This is a genomic window from Ochrobactrum sp. A-1, from assembly GCF_022488005.1.
GTDB lineage: Bacteria > Pseudomonadota > Alphaproteobacteria > Rhizobiales > Rhizobiaceae > Brucella.
In genome coordinates this window covers 1,869,330-1,888,255 of record NZ_JAKVQC010000007.1, presented here as the reverse complement: position 1 = coordinate 1,888,255, position 18,926 = coordinate 1,869,330, and the positions used below count along the sequence as shown (strand labels likewise).

Here is an 18,926-nt window from a genome sequence, read left to right as displayed (position 1 = left end):
CCCGCTTCCCGTAGCACGCCCAGTTGCTGCGACAGCGTCGGCTGGTGAATGCCGAGCACGCCTTCAAGCTCGCCGACCGAATATTCCCGCTCTGCAAGGGTGCAGGCCAGCATAAGCCGCGCCGGGTGCGACAGCGTCTTGAGGAGTTCGGCAACCTCGGTTGCCCGCCCCTCCATTTCTGTGCGCGTCATCTTGTCTTCATGAGCGGGTGCGCCGCCCGAATTCGAATCCATCATGGCACCTCATTACCAATATACAATTAAATATAATATATATTGATTTTTTCAAGAGGGCCCGAATAAAAATACCGCCGCTCAAAATCGAGCGGCGGCTTTAAATTAAATTCCGAGTAGCGACTGCACTGCGGCCAGTTCCGTCTGGCGCAATTCATGCCCGCCCGGATGCCAGACCAGCTCGACATCGGCTCTCTGGCGCTCGAAATAATGTGCAAGCGCTTCTGTCTGATCCGGAGGACAGATCGGGTCCATCCGCCCGGCGGTCATCAGAATTTTCGCGCCTTCAAGCGCCGGATTATCCTTCGGACTGAACGGCACCAGCGGATGCAGAAGTGCTGCCTTGTCGAACACCCTGCCTTTCTCGATCAGCAGGTTCGCCATGATATTAGCGCCGTTGGAATAGCCAAGCCCGATCACTTCGGATGGCTTGTATTCAGCCACAAGGCCAGAAATGAAACCCGCCATCTTGTCGGTGGCGCGGGCAAGGTCTTCCATATCGTAAACGCCCTCGCCTGTGCGGCGAAAGAAGCGTGCAGCTCCATATTCGGAAACGTCACCGCGTGGCGACACGACGGTCGCTTCCGGCAAAAGCTGTTCCGCCAGACCGAAAAACTGGTTCTCATCGCCGCCCGTACCGTGAAACACGATGAAGAGCGGCGCTCCGTTCGCACCGGCCTTCAGCCGGTGCTCATAGGTTTGGATGGTCATGTTCGATCTCCTGTCCCGACGTCTTCAAATCTTGTCCAGATGCTCTTCGAGATAGCCGCGCAAATGCTGGTGCTGTTCTGGCAGCTTCAGCGCTTCGCCAAGATGAGCCGTATCCTCGTCGCGGTCGAAACCGGGTTCGTTGGTCGCCACCTCGAACAGCACACCGCCCGGCGTGCGGAAATAGATTGCCCAGAAGTAATCGCGGTCGATGACCGGCGTGACGTGATAGCCTGTATCCATCAGCGCCTTGCGCACTTCCAGTTGCTTTTCGCGATTATCAACGGCGAAGGCCACGTGATGCACGGAACCCGCGCCCTGCTGGTTGCGACCGACTGATGGCAGGGTTTCCAGATCGATGACGCCCGCGCCATTGCCCTCCGGCATGATGAGACGGGTGACGCCGTCCTTCGCATCGAGCTTCTGATATCCCATATATTTCAGCAGTTCCGAGGTCGCACCTTCGTCACGAAGCCGCATAGAGACCGAGTGAAAGCCACGAATGGCATGATCGGCATCAATCCCGTCATGCAGCCAAGGCGCACGCGGATCATCCTTCACTTCCACCAAAGCAAAGCTGTCGCCATCCGGCCCACGGAAGTGGATACGTTTTTCGCCGAAGGCTTCGTCTTCGGATTCAACCTTGACGGCGGATTGCACGAAACGATCCTTCCAGAAACCGAGCGAACCCTGCGGCACGGCAAACACCGTCGTTCCCACCTCGCCCGTGCCGCCCTGACCGCGTGGCATACCGGGAAACGGGAAATAGGTCATGATAGTGCCGGGCGTGCCAACTTCATCGCCATAATAGAGGTGATAGACGCTGGGGTCGTCGAAGTTGACCGTCTTCTTGACACGGCGCAGTCCCAGAAGATCGGTGAAGAACCGGTTGTTGGAACGCGCATCGGCGGCAAGCGAGGTAACGTGGTGGAGGCCCTTGATCTGATTAAGCATGGCGATCTCTCCTGTTGTGTTACCATCAATATAACCATCGGCACGATCATTGAAATATTGACAATCATGCACAGATTGTATCGATTCCAGATACAGTTACAGGGGATGGCGATTTCCATCTGGACGTAGCACCCATTCAAAGTTTAGCTAGGTGCAACAGCAATATAGAAAGGTTCCCCATGGCGTCCGGCTTGTTCGCGCTTCTCGATGATGTCGCAGCCATTGCGAAAATGGCGGCAGCTTCGCTCGATGACGTTGCGGGACAGACGGCAAAGGCCAGCGCCAAGGCGGCAGGCATCGTGATCGACGATACGGCCGTTACGCCCAAATACGTCGTGGGGCTTAAGCCGGAACGTGAGTTGCCGGTCATCTGGAAAATCACCAAGGGATCGCTGCGCAACAAGCTTATCTTCCTGCTGCCGCTGGCGCTTATTCTCGGCTATTTCGCCCCCTCCTTCATCATGCCGCTTTTGATGATCGGCGGTGTCTACCTCGCCTTCGAAGGGACCGAAAAACTGGTGGAGTTCTTCATCCCGCACAAGGAAGAGGAACATGAGGAGAGCAAGGGCGCGACGGCCAAGGAGATCGAGCAAACGACCGTCAACGGTGCGATCCGCACGGACTTCATCCTGTCTGCCGAAATCATGGCGCTGACGCTGGCGGGACTTGCCCCGTCAAGTATCTATACGCAGGCGGCCATCCTCGCCGCCGTTGGCATATTGATCACCTTCGCCGTTTATGGCGTGGTCGGCATTATCGTGAAGCTCGATGATATGGGCGTTGCGCTTGTGCGCAACAGCCACACGGCTTTCGGCAGGCAGCTCGGCCGGGGGCTGGTTGCGGGCATGCCTATCATATTGAAGGTTCTGAGCACTGTCGGCACTATCGCCATGCTTTGGGTCGGCGGCAGCATCATCGTTCATGGTCTCGATTCAATCGGCATCCACAGCGTTGAAGCCTTCATCCATTCCATCGTCTCGCACCTGCCGACCGAAGGTACCCGGTTTTCAGCCGCCTTCGAATGGGGCGCCACATCTTTCCTACAGGCCGTGCTTGCCGTCCTGATCGGCATTGTCGTGGTGATCGCCGTCAACACCTTCAAGACCTTGAAAGCGAAGGCCTAGAGCGCGTTTCGATCTGTTTGTTTTCACGCATGTCTTTATCCCGAAACCGTTTCCACTTTCGGGAGGCATGCTCTAACGTCATGCCAGATAGCGCTTGAACCATTCAATCGTCCGGTCCCATGCGAGCTTCGCCGCCGCTTCATCGTAACGCGGCGTGGAATCGTTATGGAAGCCGTGATTGACGCCCGGATAGATATAAGCCTCGTAGGTCTTGCCATACTTTTTCAACGCCTCCTCATAGGCGGGCCAGCCCTCGTTTATGCGCATATCGAGTTCGGCATAGTGCAACAGGAGCGGCGCCTTGATGCGCGGCACTTCATCCGCCGGGGCTTGCCTGCCATAAAAGGGTACTGCGGCTGCGAGTTCCGGAAAGGCGACCGCCGCCGCATTGGCAACACCGCCGCCATAGCAGAAGCCGGTAATACCGACTTTTCCGGTCGTCAGATCGCTTTTCATCATGAAATCGACCGCCGCAAAGAAGTCGTTCATCAACTTGATCGGATCGACCTGCTGCTGCAATTCGCGGCCCTTGTCGTCATTGCCGGGATAGCCGCCAACGGAAGTCAAGCCGTCGGGCGCAAGTGCGATGAAACCAGCCTTCGCAACCCGGCGGGCAACATCTTCGATATACGGGTTCAGCCCGCGGTTTTCGTGCACTACCACCACGGCAGGCAACTTGCCTTGCAGCTTGGCCGGTCGCACCAGATAAGCGCGAACCTTGCCGTTTCCTTCCGGCGACGGATAGGTGATGTATTCAGGATGGATATCGGGATCGGTGAATTCGACCTGTTGCGCCATCGCATAATCGGGACTGAGCGATGCCAGTATGGTTGTTGCAGTCATGGTGCCGACCGCAAATTTTGCGGCCCGGTCCAGAAACTCGCGTTTGGTTATCCGGCCATGGGCATAGAAATCGTAGAGTTCGAGAAGTTCTTGCGGGAAATCCTTCGCCGTCAGACGTGTCATGGTCAGCCCTTCCTCTCAAAGAAGGACAGTTTAACACAGGGTGAAACAGCGTAAACGCTAGTGTGGCGAATCCGAAATTCGTATCACTCTGGAGCGGGGTTGCGAACGAATTTCGGATTCAAATCCACCACTCTAGCCGTCCCGCACCCCGAAAGATGCGGGACCGGAACGATCAGCGATAGACGATACCGCCGTCCGTCAGGATGGCCTGACCGGTGATGTAGTCGGAATCCGGGCTTGCGAGGAACGACACCAGAGCCGCCACATCGTCCGGCGTCTGGGCGCGGCCAAGCGCGATCCCTTCCACATATTTCTTGTAGGTCTCACCTTTCGGCGCACCGGTGATTTCCGAGAAGCGTTCATCAATCTCGACCCACATATCGGTGCCGACAATACCGGGGCAATAGGCGTTCACGGTAATCCCGGCGCTTGCATATTCCTTGGCCGCAGCCTGGGTCAGCGCGCGCACTGCGAATTTTGTCGCCGAATAGACGCCGAGCATCGCAAATCCGTCATGGCCAGCGATGGAAGAGGCATTGATGATCTTGCCCTTCTGCTTGCGTGCCTTGAACTTGGCGGCAGCCGCCTGAATGCCCCACAGAACGCCATCGACATTGATGCGGAAAATCCGCTCGACCTCTTCAGGCTTGACGTCGGCGATTGGCTGCACCTGCGCGATACCTGCATTGTTGACGATGACGTCAAAACCGCCAAGCGTCTTCTCCGCATGGTCAATCGCGGCATAAACATCGTCACGCTTGCTGACATCTGCGGAAAAAGTGGATGCCTTGCCACCCAGCGCCTCGACTTCCTTCTTGACCGCATCCAGCTTGTCGGCCTTCAGGTCGACCAGCGCGATATCAAAACCGTCCTTGGCCAGCCGCAACGCAATGCCGCGCCCAATGCCCTGTGCTGCGCCCGTGACAAGAGCAACCTTACCGTTTGCCGACATGATTCATCCTTTCCTGCGTGATTGGTGAATGGCAATGCAACGTATCCCACAAGCGATATGGAACACGCGCCTGCCCCATCAACCCATATCGGGGCCGGATTTCATTGATTGCGATCAACTTTGCTAAATTAGCTTATTTCTTAAAATACTGGTCCTCATTCCTCGCACCCAGTAATTCCAGTGCGAGCTCGCGCGCGCCCGCAGAAATATCCGGATTGAAGACCAGCCAATACCCCTTGTCGCTCGTCTGCGACACCTCGCAAGCATGAACAAGCTGCCCGCGCTGCACGGCTCCGTCGATCAGCCCCGCCCAGCCAAGCGCCACGCCCTGATCGGCAATGGCGGCCTCGATCACCAGATTATAGGTGTTGAAGACCAGCCCGTAATTGCCGTCCTCAATGTCCTCACCGATAGCACCGAGCCATGACTGCCACGTGAACCAGCGATCGCCCTGCAGCGTATCGAGATGCAGCAGCGAGGCCGCACCGAGCCGTTTCCCATCCGGAAACGGACCATGCGCAGCAAGATAGGCCGGGGAACAGACCGGCACGACCTTTTCGCCGATGAAGGCGATGGCATCCTTCGGGAAATCCTCCCGACCGCCGAACAGGATCGAAATATCAGCGTCACGCCGGTCGAGCGGCTGAAGCATGGATGATGCCGTGATGCGGACATCCACTTCCGGATGTTTCGGGCGAAACTGCGCGACGCGCGGCATCAGCCAGAACGTCGCGAAACCATAGTCGGTGGCTATGCGTAATCCCGGCGCGCGCTGGCGGCGCTTGATCTGCTGCACCGCCTCCTCGATTCCATCGAGACCGGAGCGCACCGCTTCATACAGGATGCGGCCCTCTGGCAATATCTCGACGCCGCGGGCTCGCCGGGCGAACAATGCAACGCCCAGACGCTCCTCGATACGTTTTATCTGATAGCTGACCGCCGGTTGCGTCATGCCGAGTTCGCGCGCTGCAAGGGTCAGATTTTCCAATCGTCCCACCGCTTCGAAAACGCCAAGGCTGCCAAGGTCCCAGGATGGAGAAACCATAAATACTTTCTATAGCTTCGATAAAAAATGAATGGGTTTTTCCTTAGCCCAAATGATGTTCTCCTTAAAGTAGGAATACGAGACATAACCGGTTTTAATTAATCAGAGGGGTCATCAAGTGGGCTATTTGAAGATTGCGGCACTGGCGTTCACGGCATTGGCGGGGCTTTCAGGAACGGCTTCCGCTGCCGATCCCGCAGCTTGCGAAACCATTCGGCTGTCCGATCCGGGCTGGACCGACATTACCTCCACCAACTCCGTCGCCAGCGTGCTGCTGGAAGGTCTCGGCTATAAGCCCGACGTGAAGACCATGTCCGTGCCGATCGGCTATGAGGCGCTCAAGACCGGTAATCTTGACGTCTTCCTCGGCAACTGGATGCCAGCACAGCAGAAGTTCCGCGACGATCTCGACAAGGCGAAGGCCGCCGAAGTCATCGTGAAAAACCTCGAAGGGGCCAAGTTCACGCTGGCCGTGCCGGATTATGTGGCAAACGAAGGCGTAAAGGACTTTGCCGACCTCGCCGCCCATGCGGACAAATTCGGCAAGGAGATTTACGGCATCGAGCCGGGTGCCCCTGCCAACCAGAATATCCAGAAGATCATCGAGGACCAGAAATTCAAGCTCGACGGCTGGAAGCTGGTGGAATCGAGCGAGCAGGCCATGCTCGCGCAGGTGGACCGCAAGAACAAGGATAAGGATTGGGTCGTGTTCCTGGCCTGGGCGCCGCACCCGATGAACAACAAGCTCAAGATCGAGTATCTCGCGGGCGGCGATGACTATTTTGGCCCGAATTTCGGCGGTGCGGAGGTTTACACGCTTGGCCGCGCCGGCTGGGCAGCACAGTGCCCGAATGCCGCAACGTTCTTCAAGAACCTCACTTTCACCGTCGATATCGAGAACGAGCTTATGGGCAAGATTCTGGATGATGGCGCGGAAGGTCCTGCGGCAGCGAAGGAATGGCTGAAGGCGCATCCGGACCAGATCGACAAATGGCTTGCGGGCGTAACCACCTTCAAGGGTGAATCGGGCGCGGAAGCCGTCAAGGCAACCCTCGGTCTCTGACCACTGACAACGAGACTTAAAAGGCGGGCGTTCCAGCGCCCGCCGTTTCGCGTTCCCACACTTGCCAACGGTCCTGCACAATGAAAAAGCCGAATATCCTCATTCTCATGGTCGACCAGCTGAACGGCACCTTCTTCCCGGACGGCCCGGCCGAATTCCTTCATGTCCCAAATCTGCGAAAACTTGCCGAACGTTCCGCCCGTTTTGCCAATTGCTACACGGCAAGCCCGCTCTGTGCCCCGGCGCGTGCGTCGTTCATGTCGGGCCAGTTGCCGTTTCGGACCGGTGTTTATGACAATGCAGCAGAATTTTCGTCTGAAATCCCGACCTATGCGCACCACCTTCGCAATGCCGGCTACCAGACGGCGCTTTCCGGCAAGATGCATTTCGTCGGGCCGGATCAGCTGCACGGTTTCGAACAGCGCCTCACCACCGACATCTATCCGGCAGATTTCGGCTGGACGCCGGACTATCGCAAGCCCGGCGAGCGCATCGACTGGTGGTATCACAATCTCGGTTCAATCACCGGAGCAGGTTCCGCCGAAATCACCAACCAGCTCGAATATGACGACGAAGTTGCCTATCAGGCTGAAGCAAAGCTCTACGACCTTGCGCGCGGCCACGACGAGCGACCATGGTGCCTGACAGTCAGCTTCACGCATCCGCACGATCCTTACGTAGCGCGCAAGCGCTTCTTCGATCTCTATGCGGACATTCCCGAACTTGATCCTAAAATCGCACCGCTGGCTGAAAGCGAGATCGACCCGCATACGGAACGCCTGTTGCGGGCCTGCAAGGCTGAAGACTACGACCTGACCCGCGAACAGGTTCGCACGGCACGGCAAGCCTATTTCGCCAATATCTCCTATGTGGATGAAAAGATCGGCACCCTGCTCGATGTTATCGAGCGCTGCGGCATGGCGGAGGACACGATTGTCGTCTTCACCTCCGATCACGGCGATATGCTCGGCGAACGCGGCCTGTGGTTCAAGATGAGCTTCTTCGATGGCTCTGCTCGCGTCCCGTTGATGATCGCCGCACCGCAATTGCAGGCGGGCCGCGTGGACACGCCTGTTTCAACGCTCGACGTTCTGCCGACACTGGCCGACCTTGCCGGGATCGACCTCAAGGGCATCATGCCGTGGACCGACGGCGTTTCACTGACTGGTGTTGCTTCAGGTTCCACCGAACGCGGCACGGTTCCAATCGAATATGCAGCCGAAGGCACCATAGCGCCGATGGTCTCGCTGCGGGATGGTGACTGGAAACTCAACCTTTGCCGCGCCGACCCGCCACAATTGTTCAACCTTGCCGACGATCCGGACGAGCTGCACAATCTGGCGGAAAAACCGGGATTCAAAGCCGCTCTGGATGACCTTTTGGCCAAGGCGGAAAAGCGCTGGAATCTGGACCGCTACGATGCCGATATCCGTGCCAGTCAGGCGCGTCGCCACGTCGTTTATCCGGCATTGCGCAACGGCGCCTATTATCCGTGGGACTACCAGCCGCTGCAAAAGGCATCCGAGCGCTATATGCGCAACCACATGGACCTGAACGTGCTGGAAGAAAACCAGCGCTTTCCGCGCTGATTAGCAAAGCGGGGCCTCACGGCCCCGCTTGCTCAAATTCTCACTGTTCGGAGAACTCCAGAACCGTGCCGCTGGCATTTTCCGGCAGCACGGCAATGCCCGCAGGTGTATTCACGTGGGAAACCCCGTTGGCATTGAGAACGCTGCGCGCCTTGTCCAGCGAAGCAACCCGGATGCGCAGAACGGCGAAAGCCTTGCCCGGCGTCCGGGCAAAATCCACACCGGGATAGACTGCAGCGGCTTTCTCCTCACTCACAACCCATATGTCAGCCGAGCGCGTGCCGGTCGAAACCTTCCAGCCGCCATCCTGCGCCTCTGCCTTTCCGTCCACGAACAGGCGCGCAAAGCCTTTGGCCGCAGTTTCGGGATCGGATGAAATGGCAACAATGGCGGAAAGGCCATTTGCACCATTTGCGTGTTCGATCAGTTCCGGCAGCCAGACTGTTTCGCGAGTCTTGTGCTGGCACATGAACACCATACCCTGCGGCACTTCACTTTCAGAGAAAGACACGGTTTCAAAAGCCGCAACACCCTCGCCGCCGCCGGGCAGTTCTACCGGACGCTGAAACGCGCCAACCTCGCCGGTCTTGATGCCAAGTGCGCCCAGTTCCGCCTTGGCATCGCGTGCATTGTCGATGCGGCAGGCAATGGCATGAAGGCCTTCGCCCTGCGCTGCCAGTTTCTCACGCTGATGCAGATTGCCCGGCGTCTCAGCGACGATTCCGAGCAGCTCGAAATAATCTTCCGGAAACATGATGGTGTAGTTGCCGGTGCCCTTCTCCTTGCTGTGGAGGCCGCGCGGGCTCAGCGTAAATCCGAAGCGGCGATATTGCTCGGCACTTTTCTCAAGATCGCCGACCAGCAGGAAAATATGATCGACGCCTTTGACCGGATGAGACATACAAAACTTCCTTTTCTATTTCTTGGTCGGAGCCAGAACGATCTCGTGGATCGTAACCTTGGGATTCATATTGGCAACATAGAGCGCGGTTTCAGCCATATCCTCGGGCTGGATGACATCATCCATGCGGGAGAGATCGAAGCCCGGACGACGCGCAAGAAGCGGCGTCGCCACCTCGCCGGGGCACAGCACGGTCGACCGGATGCCGTTCGGCCCTTCCTGCGCATTCAGGCTGGCGCTCAGATCGTTGAGCGCATGTTTGGACGCACCATAGGGAACGCCGCCGCCGGGCGATGAAAACCGCCCTGCCCAGGACGATGTGTGGATCATCAACCCACCACCCTGCGCGCGCATAGGCGTCAGGGCAGCGGCAATCACGTTGATCGCTCCCTTGATGTTGATGTCGATGACATCGTCCCAAGAGTCGAAATCGATATCCGCCCAGCTACGGCGCGGAATATTGAGACCGGCATTGTTGCAGAGCACATCGAGACGACCTGCCCATTCGACGATTGCCCCAACGGTCGCGGCCACGGCCTCACGGTCGAGAACATCGGCTGGAAATATCTGCGCCTCGCCGCCACTGGAGACGATTTCCTCGGCAATCGCGGCAAGCGCATCTGCCTTGCGGCCCGTCAGCGCGACCCGCCAGCCTTCATGCGCGAAACGTCGCGCCATGGCAGCGCCGATGCCGGACCCGGCACCGGTAATCCAGACAGCACCGCGGTCATTTTTACCCGAGTTTGCGTCCTGCTCGGGGGAATTCTGGCTCATCAACAAACTCCGTCGTAGAAAATCGACATTTATTAACGCAGGCTGGTCGAGAAATTTTACCAATTTTGCCCGTCATATTAGTTTATCTTGACATTATCGCCACGGATTCTAGCATATCAATGCTTGCATACAATAAAGACCCTCTGAGGTGGCATTTCGTTGCGATTTCAGGGGCTTGAACAATATTGGGACGTGCGGGAAAAGAGGCTGGAAAGCCCTCCCTCAACGTCCTTCAGGGGAACAGAGAATGCATATCAGAAAAGCTGGCCTTGGCCTGTTTCTTGCGGCGTTTTCGCTTGCGACGGCGTCTTCGCACGCCGAAGAAGTGAAGCGCGGCGGCACTGTCATCGTCCATATGAACACCGAACAGGGTGTGCTTAACCCTGCGCTGCGCGCCTCCACCGGCGTTTATCAGATCACCGGCCGCATCATGGAGCCGCTGATCGACCGCACCTATGAGGGTTATGTGCCGGTTCTGGCCACAAGCTGGTCGTCCTCGGAAGACGGCAAGGCCATCACCTTCAAGCTGCGCGAGAATGTGCGCTGGCATGACGGCCAGCCCTTCACCTGCGATGACGTTTCGTACAGCGCGATGAACCTCTGGAAAAAATTGCTCAACTATTCGACCACGCTTCAGGCCAATCTCGAAGCTGTCGACTGCACCGATCCGCACACGGCGGTGTTCCGCTATTCCAAGCCAATGCCGCTGGAACTGCTCGTCGCCGCCATGCCTGATCTCGGCCATCCGGTGCCGAAGCATCTTTATGAAGGCACGGATATTCTCAAGAACAAGTACAACGCCGCCCCGATTGGCACGGGACCGTTCAAGTTCGTCGAATATGAGCGCGGCCAGCACATCATTGCAGAGCGCAATGACGACTATTGGCGCGGCAAGGAATATCCTTATCTCGACCGCGTGGTCTGGCGCTTCATGCCAGACAAGGCCGCAGCAGCCGCAGCGCTTGAAGCCGGTGAAATGATGGAAACCGCCTTCAACGGCATCTCCATGTCGGATACCGAGCGCCTCCAGAAGGATGGCCGCTTCGACACCGGCACCCAGGGTTTTGAGAACAACGTCGCCCACTCGACCATCGAGTTCAACCTGCGCAATCCGATCCTTGCCAATCTGAAGGTTCGTCAGGCGATCTACCACGCGCTGGATATCGATTTCGCGATCAAGACGATCATGCGCGGCTATGCCAAGCCGGGCCGTGGCCCGATCCCGAGTGCAGGCGTCGCCAACTATACGGATCAGGTCCAGACTTACCCGTATGATGTTGAAAAGGCGAAAAAACTGCTCGACGAAGCCGGCTATCCGGTCAAGGAGAACGGCATTCGCTTCAAGCTGCGTCATCGCCCGGCACCATGGGGTGAATATACGCAGCTCTGGGCTGAATATTACGCTCAGGCGATGAAGGAAGTCGGCATCGACGTCGAAATCCTCACCAATGACGCACCGGGTTTCCTGAACGGCGTCTATCGTGACCATGACTTCGATACGGCAAGCGGCTGGCACCAGTTCCGCTCCGATCCGGCTGTTTCCACCACCGTCTGGCTGCGCTCCGGCGCGCCGGTCGGTACGGCATGGTCCAACCAGTTCGACTATAAGTCTGACGAAATGGACAGCCTGATCGACAAGGCCGCAAGCGAGCTCGACCCGGCCAAGCGCGCCGATCTCTATCACCAGATCCAGCAGCTTGAGATGAAAGACCTGCCGGTCATCTTCGCCATCGAACATCCGTTCGTCGGCGTGACCAACAAGGTTCTCAAAAACCACCACAACACACCGCGGTGGGATTCATCCAGCTGGTACGATCTCTGGATCGACCAATAAGCAATACCAGCCGCTGCCGGTCACCCGGCAGCGGTTCACCAGTTTAGAATGCTGACTATGAATATCTTGCAGGATAATCCGCAATGTCCCTGCCCCCAATCCTGACCTTTGCGCTGCGCCGCATCTTGCAGGCGGTTCCCGTCATCCTTCTCATCATGATCGGGGCGTTTCTGCTCATCAAGCTTGCGCCTGGCGACACGGTTGACGCGCTTGTCGGTGACATGGGCGGTGCAGACCCTCAATTCGTCGCCAATCTGCGCACCGAATACGGCCTCGACCAGCCAGTCTGGACACAGCTCTGGATTTACATGACCAAGCTGGCGCAGTTCGATTTCGGCTGGTCCTATGTCTACGAGCAGCCGGTACTGGATGTGCTGATGGCCCGCCTCGTGCCGACCCTGCTGCTCATGGTTTCATCGCTTTCGGTGGCCTTCATTTTCGGCATTGCGCTTGGGGCTTTTGCGGCGCGCAAGGCATATTCCCTGACCGACAATGCGATTTCCACGCTCGGTCTTGTTTTCTATGCCATGCCGAGCTTCTTTCTCAGCCTCATCTTGATGTTCATCTTTTCCGTCAAGCTCGGCTGGCTGCCGGTCGGCGGTTACAAGACGATTGCCGGGTTTTATACCGGCTGGAAGAATGTCTGGGATATTGCCGTGCACCTTGTCATGCCGACGACGGCGCTTTCGCTCATCTATCTCGCCTTCTACATGCGCCTGATGCGCACCAGCGTGCTCGAAGTAGCCGACCTCGATTATGTCCGCACAGCCCGCGCCAAGGGCGCCAGCGGTGCAAGGCTGATGTTCCATCACATCATGCGCAACGCATTCCTGCCTGTCGTCACGCTGCTCGGGCTCCAGTTCTCGACCGTCCTTGGCGGCTCCGTCGTGATCGAGACGATCTTCTCCCTGCCCGGCCTTGGCCAGCTCGCCTACACCTCCGTGATCAAGCGCGACCTCAACACGCTGATGGGCATCATCTTCCTGTGCTCGGTGCTGGTGGTGATCGTCAATTTCATCACCGATCTCATCTATGCGCGGCTTGATTCCAGGATCGAACTGTCATGACCTCCCAGGACCTTTCCCTCACCCGCCCGCAGGTCTCGCGCGCAAAAATTCTGTGGCAGCGTTTCAGCCGCAACCGCGCCGCCGTGCTGGGCCTTATCCTCTTCATCGCCGTGGTCCTGATCGCGCTGCTGGCCGATGTCATTGCGCCCGGTGACCCGCTGCGGCGTGCTGGCGATCCACTCGTCTGGCCATTGGTCAATGCCGCAACGCCGCTTGGCACCGATCAGCTCGGACGCGATATCATGGCGGGTATTTTCCATGGCGCGCGCATCTCGCTTCTGATCGGCGTGGTGGCCACCCTGATTTCCATCGTGATCGGCATCATCATCGGCGCTCTTGCCGGCTATTATGGCGGCTGGGTGGATGACGTTTTGATGCGCATCACCGAGGCTTTCCAGACCGTGCCGAGTTTCGTGCTGCTTCTGACACTGGTGGCAATCTTCGGGTCATCGATCGAAAACATCATCATCTGCATCGGCATCGTGTCATGGACCGCGCCTGCCCGCATGGTACGCGCCGAATTTCTGGCGCTGCGCAAGCGCGAATTCATCGATGCGGCACGCAATCTCGGTGTTGGCAATGTCTCGATCATCTTCCGCGAAATCCTGCCAAATGCCCTGCCGCCGGTGATCGTCTTCGCATCCGTGGTTATGGCAACCTCCATCCTGATGGAAAGCGCGCTCGCCTTCCTCGGTCTCGGTGATCCTAATTATGCCAGCTGGGGCAACATGATCGGCCAGGGCCGCGCCGTGCTCCGCACCGACTGGTTCTGCTCGGTCATTCCCGGCATCGCCATTCTGCTCACCGTTCTTTCCTTCAGTCTGCTTGGCGAAGGCTTGAACGACGCGCTTAATCCGAGGCAGAAGAAATAATGACCGCCGCACCCGTTCTCGAAATCAGCAACCTGCAAATCGCGCTGCCGAAGGGCGCCGACCGTCCTTTTGCCTTGCAGGACCTCACACTGACCATCAATCCCGGTGAAATCGTCTGCCTTGTTGGCGAAAGCGGTTCAGGCAAATCGCTTTCGGCAGGCGCGATCATGCGCCTTTTGCCGGAACCGCATGTGCGCGTGACGCATGGCACGATCAAGCTTGAAGGCACTGACCTTTATTCGCTCAGCGAAGCTGACATGAAAAAGCTGCGCGGCGACCGCATCGGCATGATCTTTCAAGAGCCGATGACAGCGCTCAACCCGCAGAAAACAGTTGGCTGGCAGATCGATGAAGTGCTGCGCCTCCATACCAAGCTTGGCCGCAAGGAACGCCGTGTCGCTGTGCTGGACATGCTGGCAGAGGTAAAGATACCGGACCCGGAATCCGCTTATAACGCCTATCCGCATCAGATTTCCGGCGGGCAGCGCCAGCGTGTGATGATCGCCATGGCGCTGATCCTGAAACCGCGTCTCATCATCGCCGATGAGCCGATCACGGCGCTCGATGTGACCACGCAGGCGCAAATCCTGAAACTGATCCGCGACCTGCAACGCGAACACAATACCGGCATTCTGTTCATCACGCATGACTTCGGCGTGGTGGCGGAAATTGCCGACCGCGTTGCCGTGCTGCGGCTTGGCGAACTGGTCGAAGAAGGCCGGGCAAGTGAAGTGCTGAATCATCCGCAGCACGCTTACACAAAGGCGCTGATTGCATCGGTTCCAGCCCTCACGCCACCTGAACCCAAGCCATCGGTGGATGCTCAGCCGGTCATTCTCAAGGCGAGCGCTTTACGCAAAACCTTCAAGGCGCGCGGCGGCTTGCTCAGTGGCAAACGCAGCGCCGTTCCTGCCGTGAAGGACCTTTCGTTCGAACTACGTCAGGGCGAGACGCTGGGCGTCGTTGGCGAAAGCGGCTCCGGCAAGACAACCGTTTCGCGCATCGTCACGCGTCTGCTGGAAGCCGATAGCGGCGAGGTCGATGTGAATGGCAGAGATTTTCTGAGCGCCAGCCCGCGGGAAGTACGTGCCATGCGCAAGGACATCCAGATGGTCTTTCAGGACCCGATGGCCTCGCTCAACCCGCGCCGCCGCGTCGTTGACCTGATTGCACAGGGTCCGATCGTCCATGGCGTGCCGAAGGAACAGGCCCATGCGAAAGCGCGCGAATTGCTGGAACTGGTCGAACTATCGCCCGCTGCTGCCGACCGATTTCCGCATGAGTTCTCGGGCGGACAGCGCCAGCGTATCGGCATCGCCCGTGCACTCGCCTTGGAGCCACACATCATCGTCGCGGACGAACCGGTGTCGGCGCTCGATGTCTCGGTACAGGCGCAGGTTCTGCGGCTTCTTGCCGATTTGCGCGAACGGCTCAATCTGTCGCTGCTTTTCGTGACGCATGATTTGCGCGTCGCCGCCCAGCTCTGCGACCGCATCATCGTCATGTCGAAGGGCGAGATCGCAGAAACAGGACCGACAGCCGAAGTCTTCGCCAACCCGCAACATGAATATACACAGCGCCTGCTTGCCTCCATTCCCGGCAAGGGCTGGACACCGCCTCGTTTGGAAAATGCGTGAAGCCATGCAGAACATAGTCTTTCCAGCCTCCATCTGGGCTGCTACTGCCCCTGCCCGCATACCGGCCAAGCCGCTGACCAATGACGCGGAAGCCGATGTCGCCATCGTCGGCGGTGGTTTTACGGGGCTTTCGGCGGCGCTCCATCTGGCAAAACGCGGCAAGCGCGTCATCCTGCTCGAAGGTAATGCTGTCGGCTGGGGCGCATCGGGGCGCAACAACGGGCAGGTCATACCGACCATGACTTCCGCCGAGCCCGATGCAATCGCCAAACGCTATGGCGCATCAGGTGAACGTTTTGCCAGACTGATCGGCAATAGTGCCGACATTCTGTTTTCCATCGTGCGCGATGAAAACATCGAGGCCGAGGCCGAGCAGAACGGCTGGTTCCAGCCTGCCCATTCGCCGGGTCGGGTGAAGCTGTCGCAAACCCGTGTGGATGCATGGAAACGCTTCGGCTTCCCGGCAGAGTTTTTCGACCGCGCCGCCACATCGCGGCTGTTGGGGAGCGATTTCTGGTATGGCGGCATGTTCAACCCGACCGGAGGCCATATCAACCCGCTGGCTTTCGCGCGCGGGCTTGCAGCCGCTGCCGAACGCCACGGCGCAATCATTCACGAGCAAAGCCCGGTCATCTCCTATGCCCAGGTGGGCGACCACTGGGAGGTCAAGACCGCCAGCGCCACGGTGTGCGCCAAGGGCTTCCTTCTGGCGACCAACGCCTATACCGGCGAGCTGCGTGAGGGGCTTGCGCCACGCCTCGCCCGCACCATCGTGCCGGTACTCTCGTGGCAGATGGCGACCGCGCCCGTCAGCGATAATCTGCGGGCAACAATTTTGCCCGGACGGCAGGCGGTTTCCGATACGCGCGGCGATCTGCGCTTTTTCCGCTACGATGCCCGCAACCGGCTGATTACCGGCGGCGTGGTGATGGGTAATTTCAACATCGCCGAACGCGTCAAGCGCAAGACAGCGCGTAACATGGCGGAAGCTTTCCCTGCACTTGGCGAGCCGGAAATCACCCATGTGTGGAGCGGTTATATCGGCATGACATGGGATCGCTTTCCCCGCGTTCATCAGCTCGGCCCCAATGGCTGGGCGTGGATCGGCTGCAACGGGCGCGGTGTTGCGCTTGGCACATCGCTTGGGCGTGAATTCGCACGCGCGCTGGATGGCGAGCCGGTACAGGAGCTTGCCCTGCCCGTCTCGGAACCCGCGCCACTGCCTTTTCATAAGGTCGCCCGAAAAATTGCACCGTTCTATCTCGCATGGCTTCGGCGCAAGGATCTCACCGAGCCAAATCTCTAACGCATCTCATTTAATGTTCATGTGAAAGGTCAGGTCCATGAATCAAATGTCAATTCTCGAACGTCGCCGCATCGAAGCGCTGGTTCTCAAGAACGTCTACGAAGTTATTCGCGAACGTTCTGGCGAGGAAGAAGCGCAGGCAGCAATCGGCGAAGCCGTCAGCCGCTCGGCCATCGAACAGGGCAAGAGCTTTGCAGACGAGCTGGGCCACACGCCGACGATACAGGACTTTGCCGACATCCAGCCGCTCTGGACGAAAGAAAACGCGCTGGAGATCGACGTGATTTCGCAGGGCGAAGATCATTTCGATTTCAATGTTACGCGCTGCCGCTATTCGGAAATGTATCGCGAGATGGGTCTTGGCCATATCGGTCATCTGCTTTCCTGCAATCGCGATGGCGATTTCTGCATCGGCTACAATCCCGATATGAAGCTGGAACGCACGCAGACCATCATGAAGGGCGCAAGCCACTGCGATTTCCGCTATCGCTTCGACACGACTGAAAACAACACAAAAGGAGCCTGACATGCCGGTTGAAAACTGGACGTCGAACCAGCTTGACGAACTCGTCGCGTTCCGTCGTGACCTGCACGAAAACCCCGAGCTGCTTTACGATGTGAACCGGACGGCGGAAAAGGTCGCCGAAGCGCTGCGCGCCGCTGGCGTTGATGAGGTCGTGACCGGCATTGGACGCACCGGCGTTGTCGGCGTCATTCGTGGGCAGTCGAACCGCTCGGGTCGGGCCATCGGCCTGCGTGCCGACATGGATGCGCTGCCGATCCTCGAAGAAACCGGCGCTGAATGGTCGTCGAAAGTGCCGGGCAAGATGCATGCCTGCGGCCATGACGGGCATACGACCATGCTTCTGGGCGCTGCCCGCGAACTGGCGCAAAGCCGCGCCTTCGACGGCACAGTCATCGTGATTTTCCAACCCGCCGAAGAAGGCGGCGCAGGCGCCAAGGCGATGATCGACGACGGTTTGTTCAAGCGCTGGCCGGTCAATGAGGTCTATGGCATGCACAACCGTCCAAACCTCGCAGTCGGTCATTTCACCATCAATTCCGGCCCGATCATGGGATCGGTCGATGTTCTGGACATCACCATTGAGGGCGTTGGCGGACATGCCGCTTCGCCGCACCAGACCATCGACCCCATTCCCGTCACGGCAGCGCTCATTCAGGCAATCCAGACGCTGACCGCGCGCACCATCGACCCGCTGGATTCCGCGGTGATTTCGATCACCACCATTCAGGGTGGCGATGCGTTCAACGTCATTCCGCAGAAAATCCGGCTGACCGGCACGGTCCGCACGCTTCGCGAGGAAGTGCGCGACCATATCGAGGAAAAGCTGACCCGCGCCGTGCAGGGCATTGCCGATGCCTTCGGCGCCAAGGCGACGCTCGACTATCAGCGCAGCTATCCAGTCACCGTCAATCACGAGCAGGAAACCGAACTGGCGGCAATCGCCGCAGAAGCGGTCGCGGGTTCCGACCGTGTGACGCGCGACATGCCGGCGACGCTGGGCGGTGAAGATTTTGCCTTCATGCTGAACGAGGTGCCGGGCGCGATGATCAATATCGGCAACGGCCCAAGCGCCAATCTCCATCATCCAAAATATGACTTCAACGACGATGTCATTGCATGGGGTTGCTCATACTGGACAACACTCGTTCGCCATCGGCTGCCGATAGAGAATTGATAGCCACCTATATATAAATGGGGACGGCACCTTTGGGAGCCGCCCTTTGTGTTTTGCGTAGAAAGCGAAGTTACAGAACAATAAAACCTCTAGTTTATCTGAGCCGCTCGTAATATAACGCGCTCCCAATAAACCATCGCGGCTTTTCCCGATGGGAAAAGAGAATTCGGTTTGGACGCATACTGAACATTTCAGTGTTCG

18 protein-coding genes are annotated in these 18,926 nt (G+C 58.2%); 10 read left to right on the top strand and 8 right to left on the bottom strand.

The genetic code is table 11. The annotated features are described in order from the left end of the window. The 3 genes from MKS82_RS27175 to MKS82_RS27165 form a co-directional block, all read right to left on the bottom strand. On the bottom strand, nt 1-233 hold a 233-nt coding region (locus MKS82_RS27175; protein ID WP_240579488.1), incomplete at its 3' end, for an ArsR family transcriptional regulator. A gap of 105 nt (nt 234-338) precedes the next feature. Then, a complete protein-coding gene (locus tag MKS82_RS27170; RefSeq protein WP_109987476.1) occupies nt 339-944 on the bottom strand; it encodes an alpha/beta hydrolase in 606 nt (201 codons plus the stop codon). Between the two features lie 24 nt (nt 945-968). Continuing rightward, complete coding sequence (locus MKS82_RS27165) at nt 969-1,895, bottom strand: VOC family protein (protein ID WP_109987477.1); 927 nt, start codon at nt 1,893-1,895, stop codon at nt 969-971. Nucleotides 1,896-2,074: 179 nt separating this feature from the next. Between MKS82_RS27165 and MKS82_RS27160 the strand changes: the two genes are divergently transcribed. Next, complete coding sequence (locus tag MKS82_RS27160; protein ID WP_109987478.1) at nt 2,075-3,019, top strand: DUF808 domain-containing protein; 945 nt, start codon at nt 2,075-2,077, stop codon at nt 3,017-3,019. A gap of 78 nt (nt 3,020-3,097) precedes the next feature. Here MKS82_RS27160 and yghX read toward each other — a convergent pair whose 3' ends face one another. From yghX to MKS82_RS27145, 3 genes are all read right to left on the bottom strand, one after another. Beyond that, a complete protein-coding gene (gene yghX / locus MKS82_RS27155) occupies nt 3,098-3,985 on the bottom strand; it encodes a YghX family hydrolase (RefSeq protein WP_109987479.1) in 888 nt (295 codons plus the stop codon). A gap of 172 nt (nt 3,986-4,157) precedes the next feature. Then, complete coding sequence (locus MKS82_RS27150) at nt 4,158-4,937, bottom strand: acetoin reductase (RefSeq protein WP_109987480.1); 780 nt, start codon at nt 4,935-4,937, stop codon at nt 4,158-4,160. A gap of 133 nt (nt 4,938-5,070) precedes the next feature. Further along, nucleotides 5,071-5,982, bottom strand: a complete 912-nt coding sequence (locus MKS82_RS27145; RefSeq protein ID WP_109987481.1) for a LysR substrate-binding domain-containing protein — start codon at nt 5,980-5,982, stop codon at nt 5,071-5,073. 118 nt (nt 5,983-6,100) lie between these two features. Here MKS82_RS27145 and choX point away from each other — a divergent pair, with 118 nt between their 5' ends. Next, entirely contained in the window at nt 6,101-7,045 is a 945-nt protein-coding gene (gene choX, locus MKS82_RS27140) for a choline ABC transporter substrate-binding protein (protein ID WP_109987482.1), read from the top strand. An 80-nt stretch (nt 7,046-7,125) separates the two neighbouring features. Then, nucleotides 7,126-8,634, top strand: coding sequence for a choline-sulfatase (betC, locus tag MKS82_RS27135; RefSeq protein WP_240579487.1), 1,509 nt, complete (start codon nt 7,126-7,128; stop codon nt 8,632-8,634). 40 nt (nt 8,635-8,674) lie between these two features. Here betC and MKS82_RS27130 read toward each other — a convergent pair whose 3' ends face one another. Both MKS82_RS27130 and MKS82_RS27125 read right to left on the bottom strand, forming a co-directional pair. Then, nucleotides 8,675-9,535 (bottom strand): VOC family protein, encoded by an 861-nt coding sequence (locus MKS82_RS27130; protein WP_109987484.1) that lies wholly within the window; start codon nt 9,533-9,535, stop codon nt 8,675-8,677. A gap of 15 nt (nt 9,536-9,550) precedes the next feature. Continuing rightward, nucleotides 9,551-10,309 (bottom strand): SDR family oxidoreductase, encoded by a 759-nt coding sequence (locus MKS82_RS27125; RefSeq protein ID WP_109987485.1) that lies wholly within the window; start codon nt 10,307-10,309, stop codon nt 9,551-9,553. Nucleotides 10,310-10,556: 247 nt separating this feature from the next. On the opposite strand from MKS82_RS27125, the gene MKS82_RS27120 reads away from it, so the two are divergent. From MKS82_RS27120 to MKS82_RS27090, 7 genes are all read left to right on the top strand, one after another. Beyond that, nucleotides 10,557-12,143, top strand: a complete 1,587-nt coding sequence (locus MKS82_RS27120) for an ABC transporter substrate-binding protein (protein WP_240579486.1) — start codon at nt 10,557-10,559, stop codon at nt 12,141-12,143. Nucleotides 12,144-12,226: 83 nt separating this feature from the next. After that, nucleotides 12,227-13,210: an ABC transporter permease gene (locus MKS82_RS27115; protein ID WP_109987487.1), complete on the top strand. Its 984-nt coding sequence runs from the start codon at nt 12,227-12,229 to the stop codon at nt 13,208-13,210. Further along, nucleotides 13,207-14,082 (top strand): ABC transporter permease, encoded by an 876-nt coding sequence (locus MKS82_RS27110; RefSeq protein ID WP_109987488.1) that lies wholly within the window; start codon nt 13,207-13,209, stop codon nt 14,080-14,082. Before MKS82_RS27115 ends, MKS82_RS27110 begins: the two co-directional genes overlap by 4 nt. Beyond that, complete coding sequence (locus tag MKS82_RS27105) at nt 14,082-15,719, top strand: ABC transporter ATP-binding protein (RefSeq protein ID WP_240579485.1); 1,638 nt, start codon at nt 14,082-14,084, stop codon at nt 15,717-15,719. The genes MKS82_RS27110 and MKS82_RS27105 overlap by 1 nt, the downstream gene beginning before the upstream one ends. A 4-nt stretch (nt 15,720-15,723) precedes the next feature. After that, the gene (locus tag MKS82_RS27100) at nt 15,724-17,025 is read left to right on the top strand and encodes an NAD(P)/FAD-dependent oxidoreductase (protein ID WP_109987555.1); all 1,302 of its coding nucleotides are present in this window, start codon (nt 15,724-15,726) and stop codon (nt 17,023-17,025) included. A 37-nt stretch (nt 17,026-17,062) separates the two neighbouring features. Further along, nucleotides 17,063-17,551, top strand: coding sequence for an L-2-amino-thiazoline-4-carboxylic acid hydrolase (locus MKS82_RS27095; RefSeq protein ID WP_240579484.1), 489 nt, complete (start codon nt 17,063-17,065; stop codon nt 17,549-17,551). A 1-nt stretch (nt 17,552) separates the two neighbouring features. Continuing rightward, on the top strand, nt 17,553-18,725 hold the full coding sequence (locus tag MKS82_RS27090; RefSeq protein ID WP_109987491.1) for a M20 aminoacylase family protein: 1,173 nt from the start codon (nt 17,553-17,555) through the stop codon (nt 18,723-18,725). Nucleotides 18,726-18,926 lie beyond the last annotated feature (201 nt).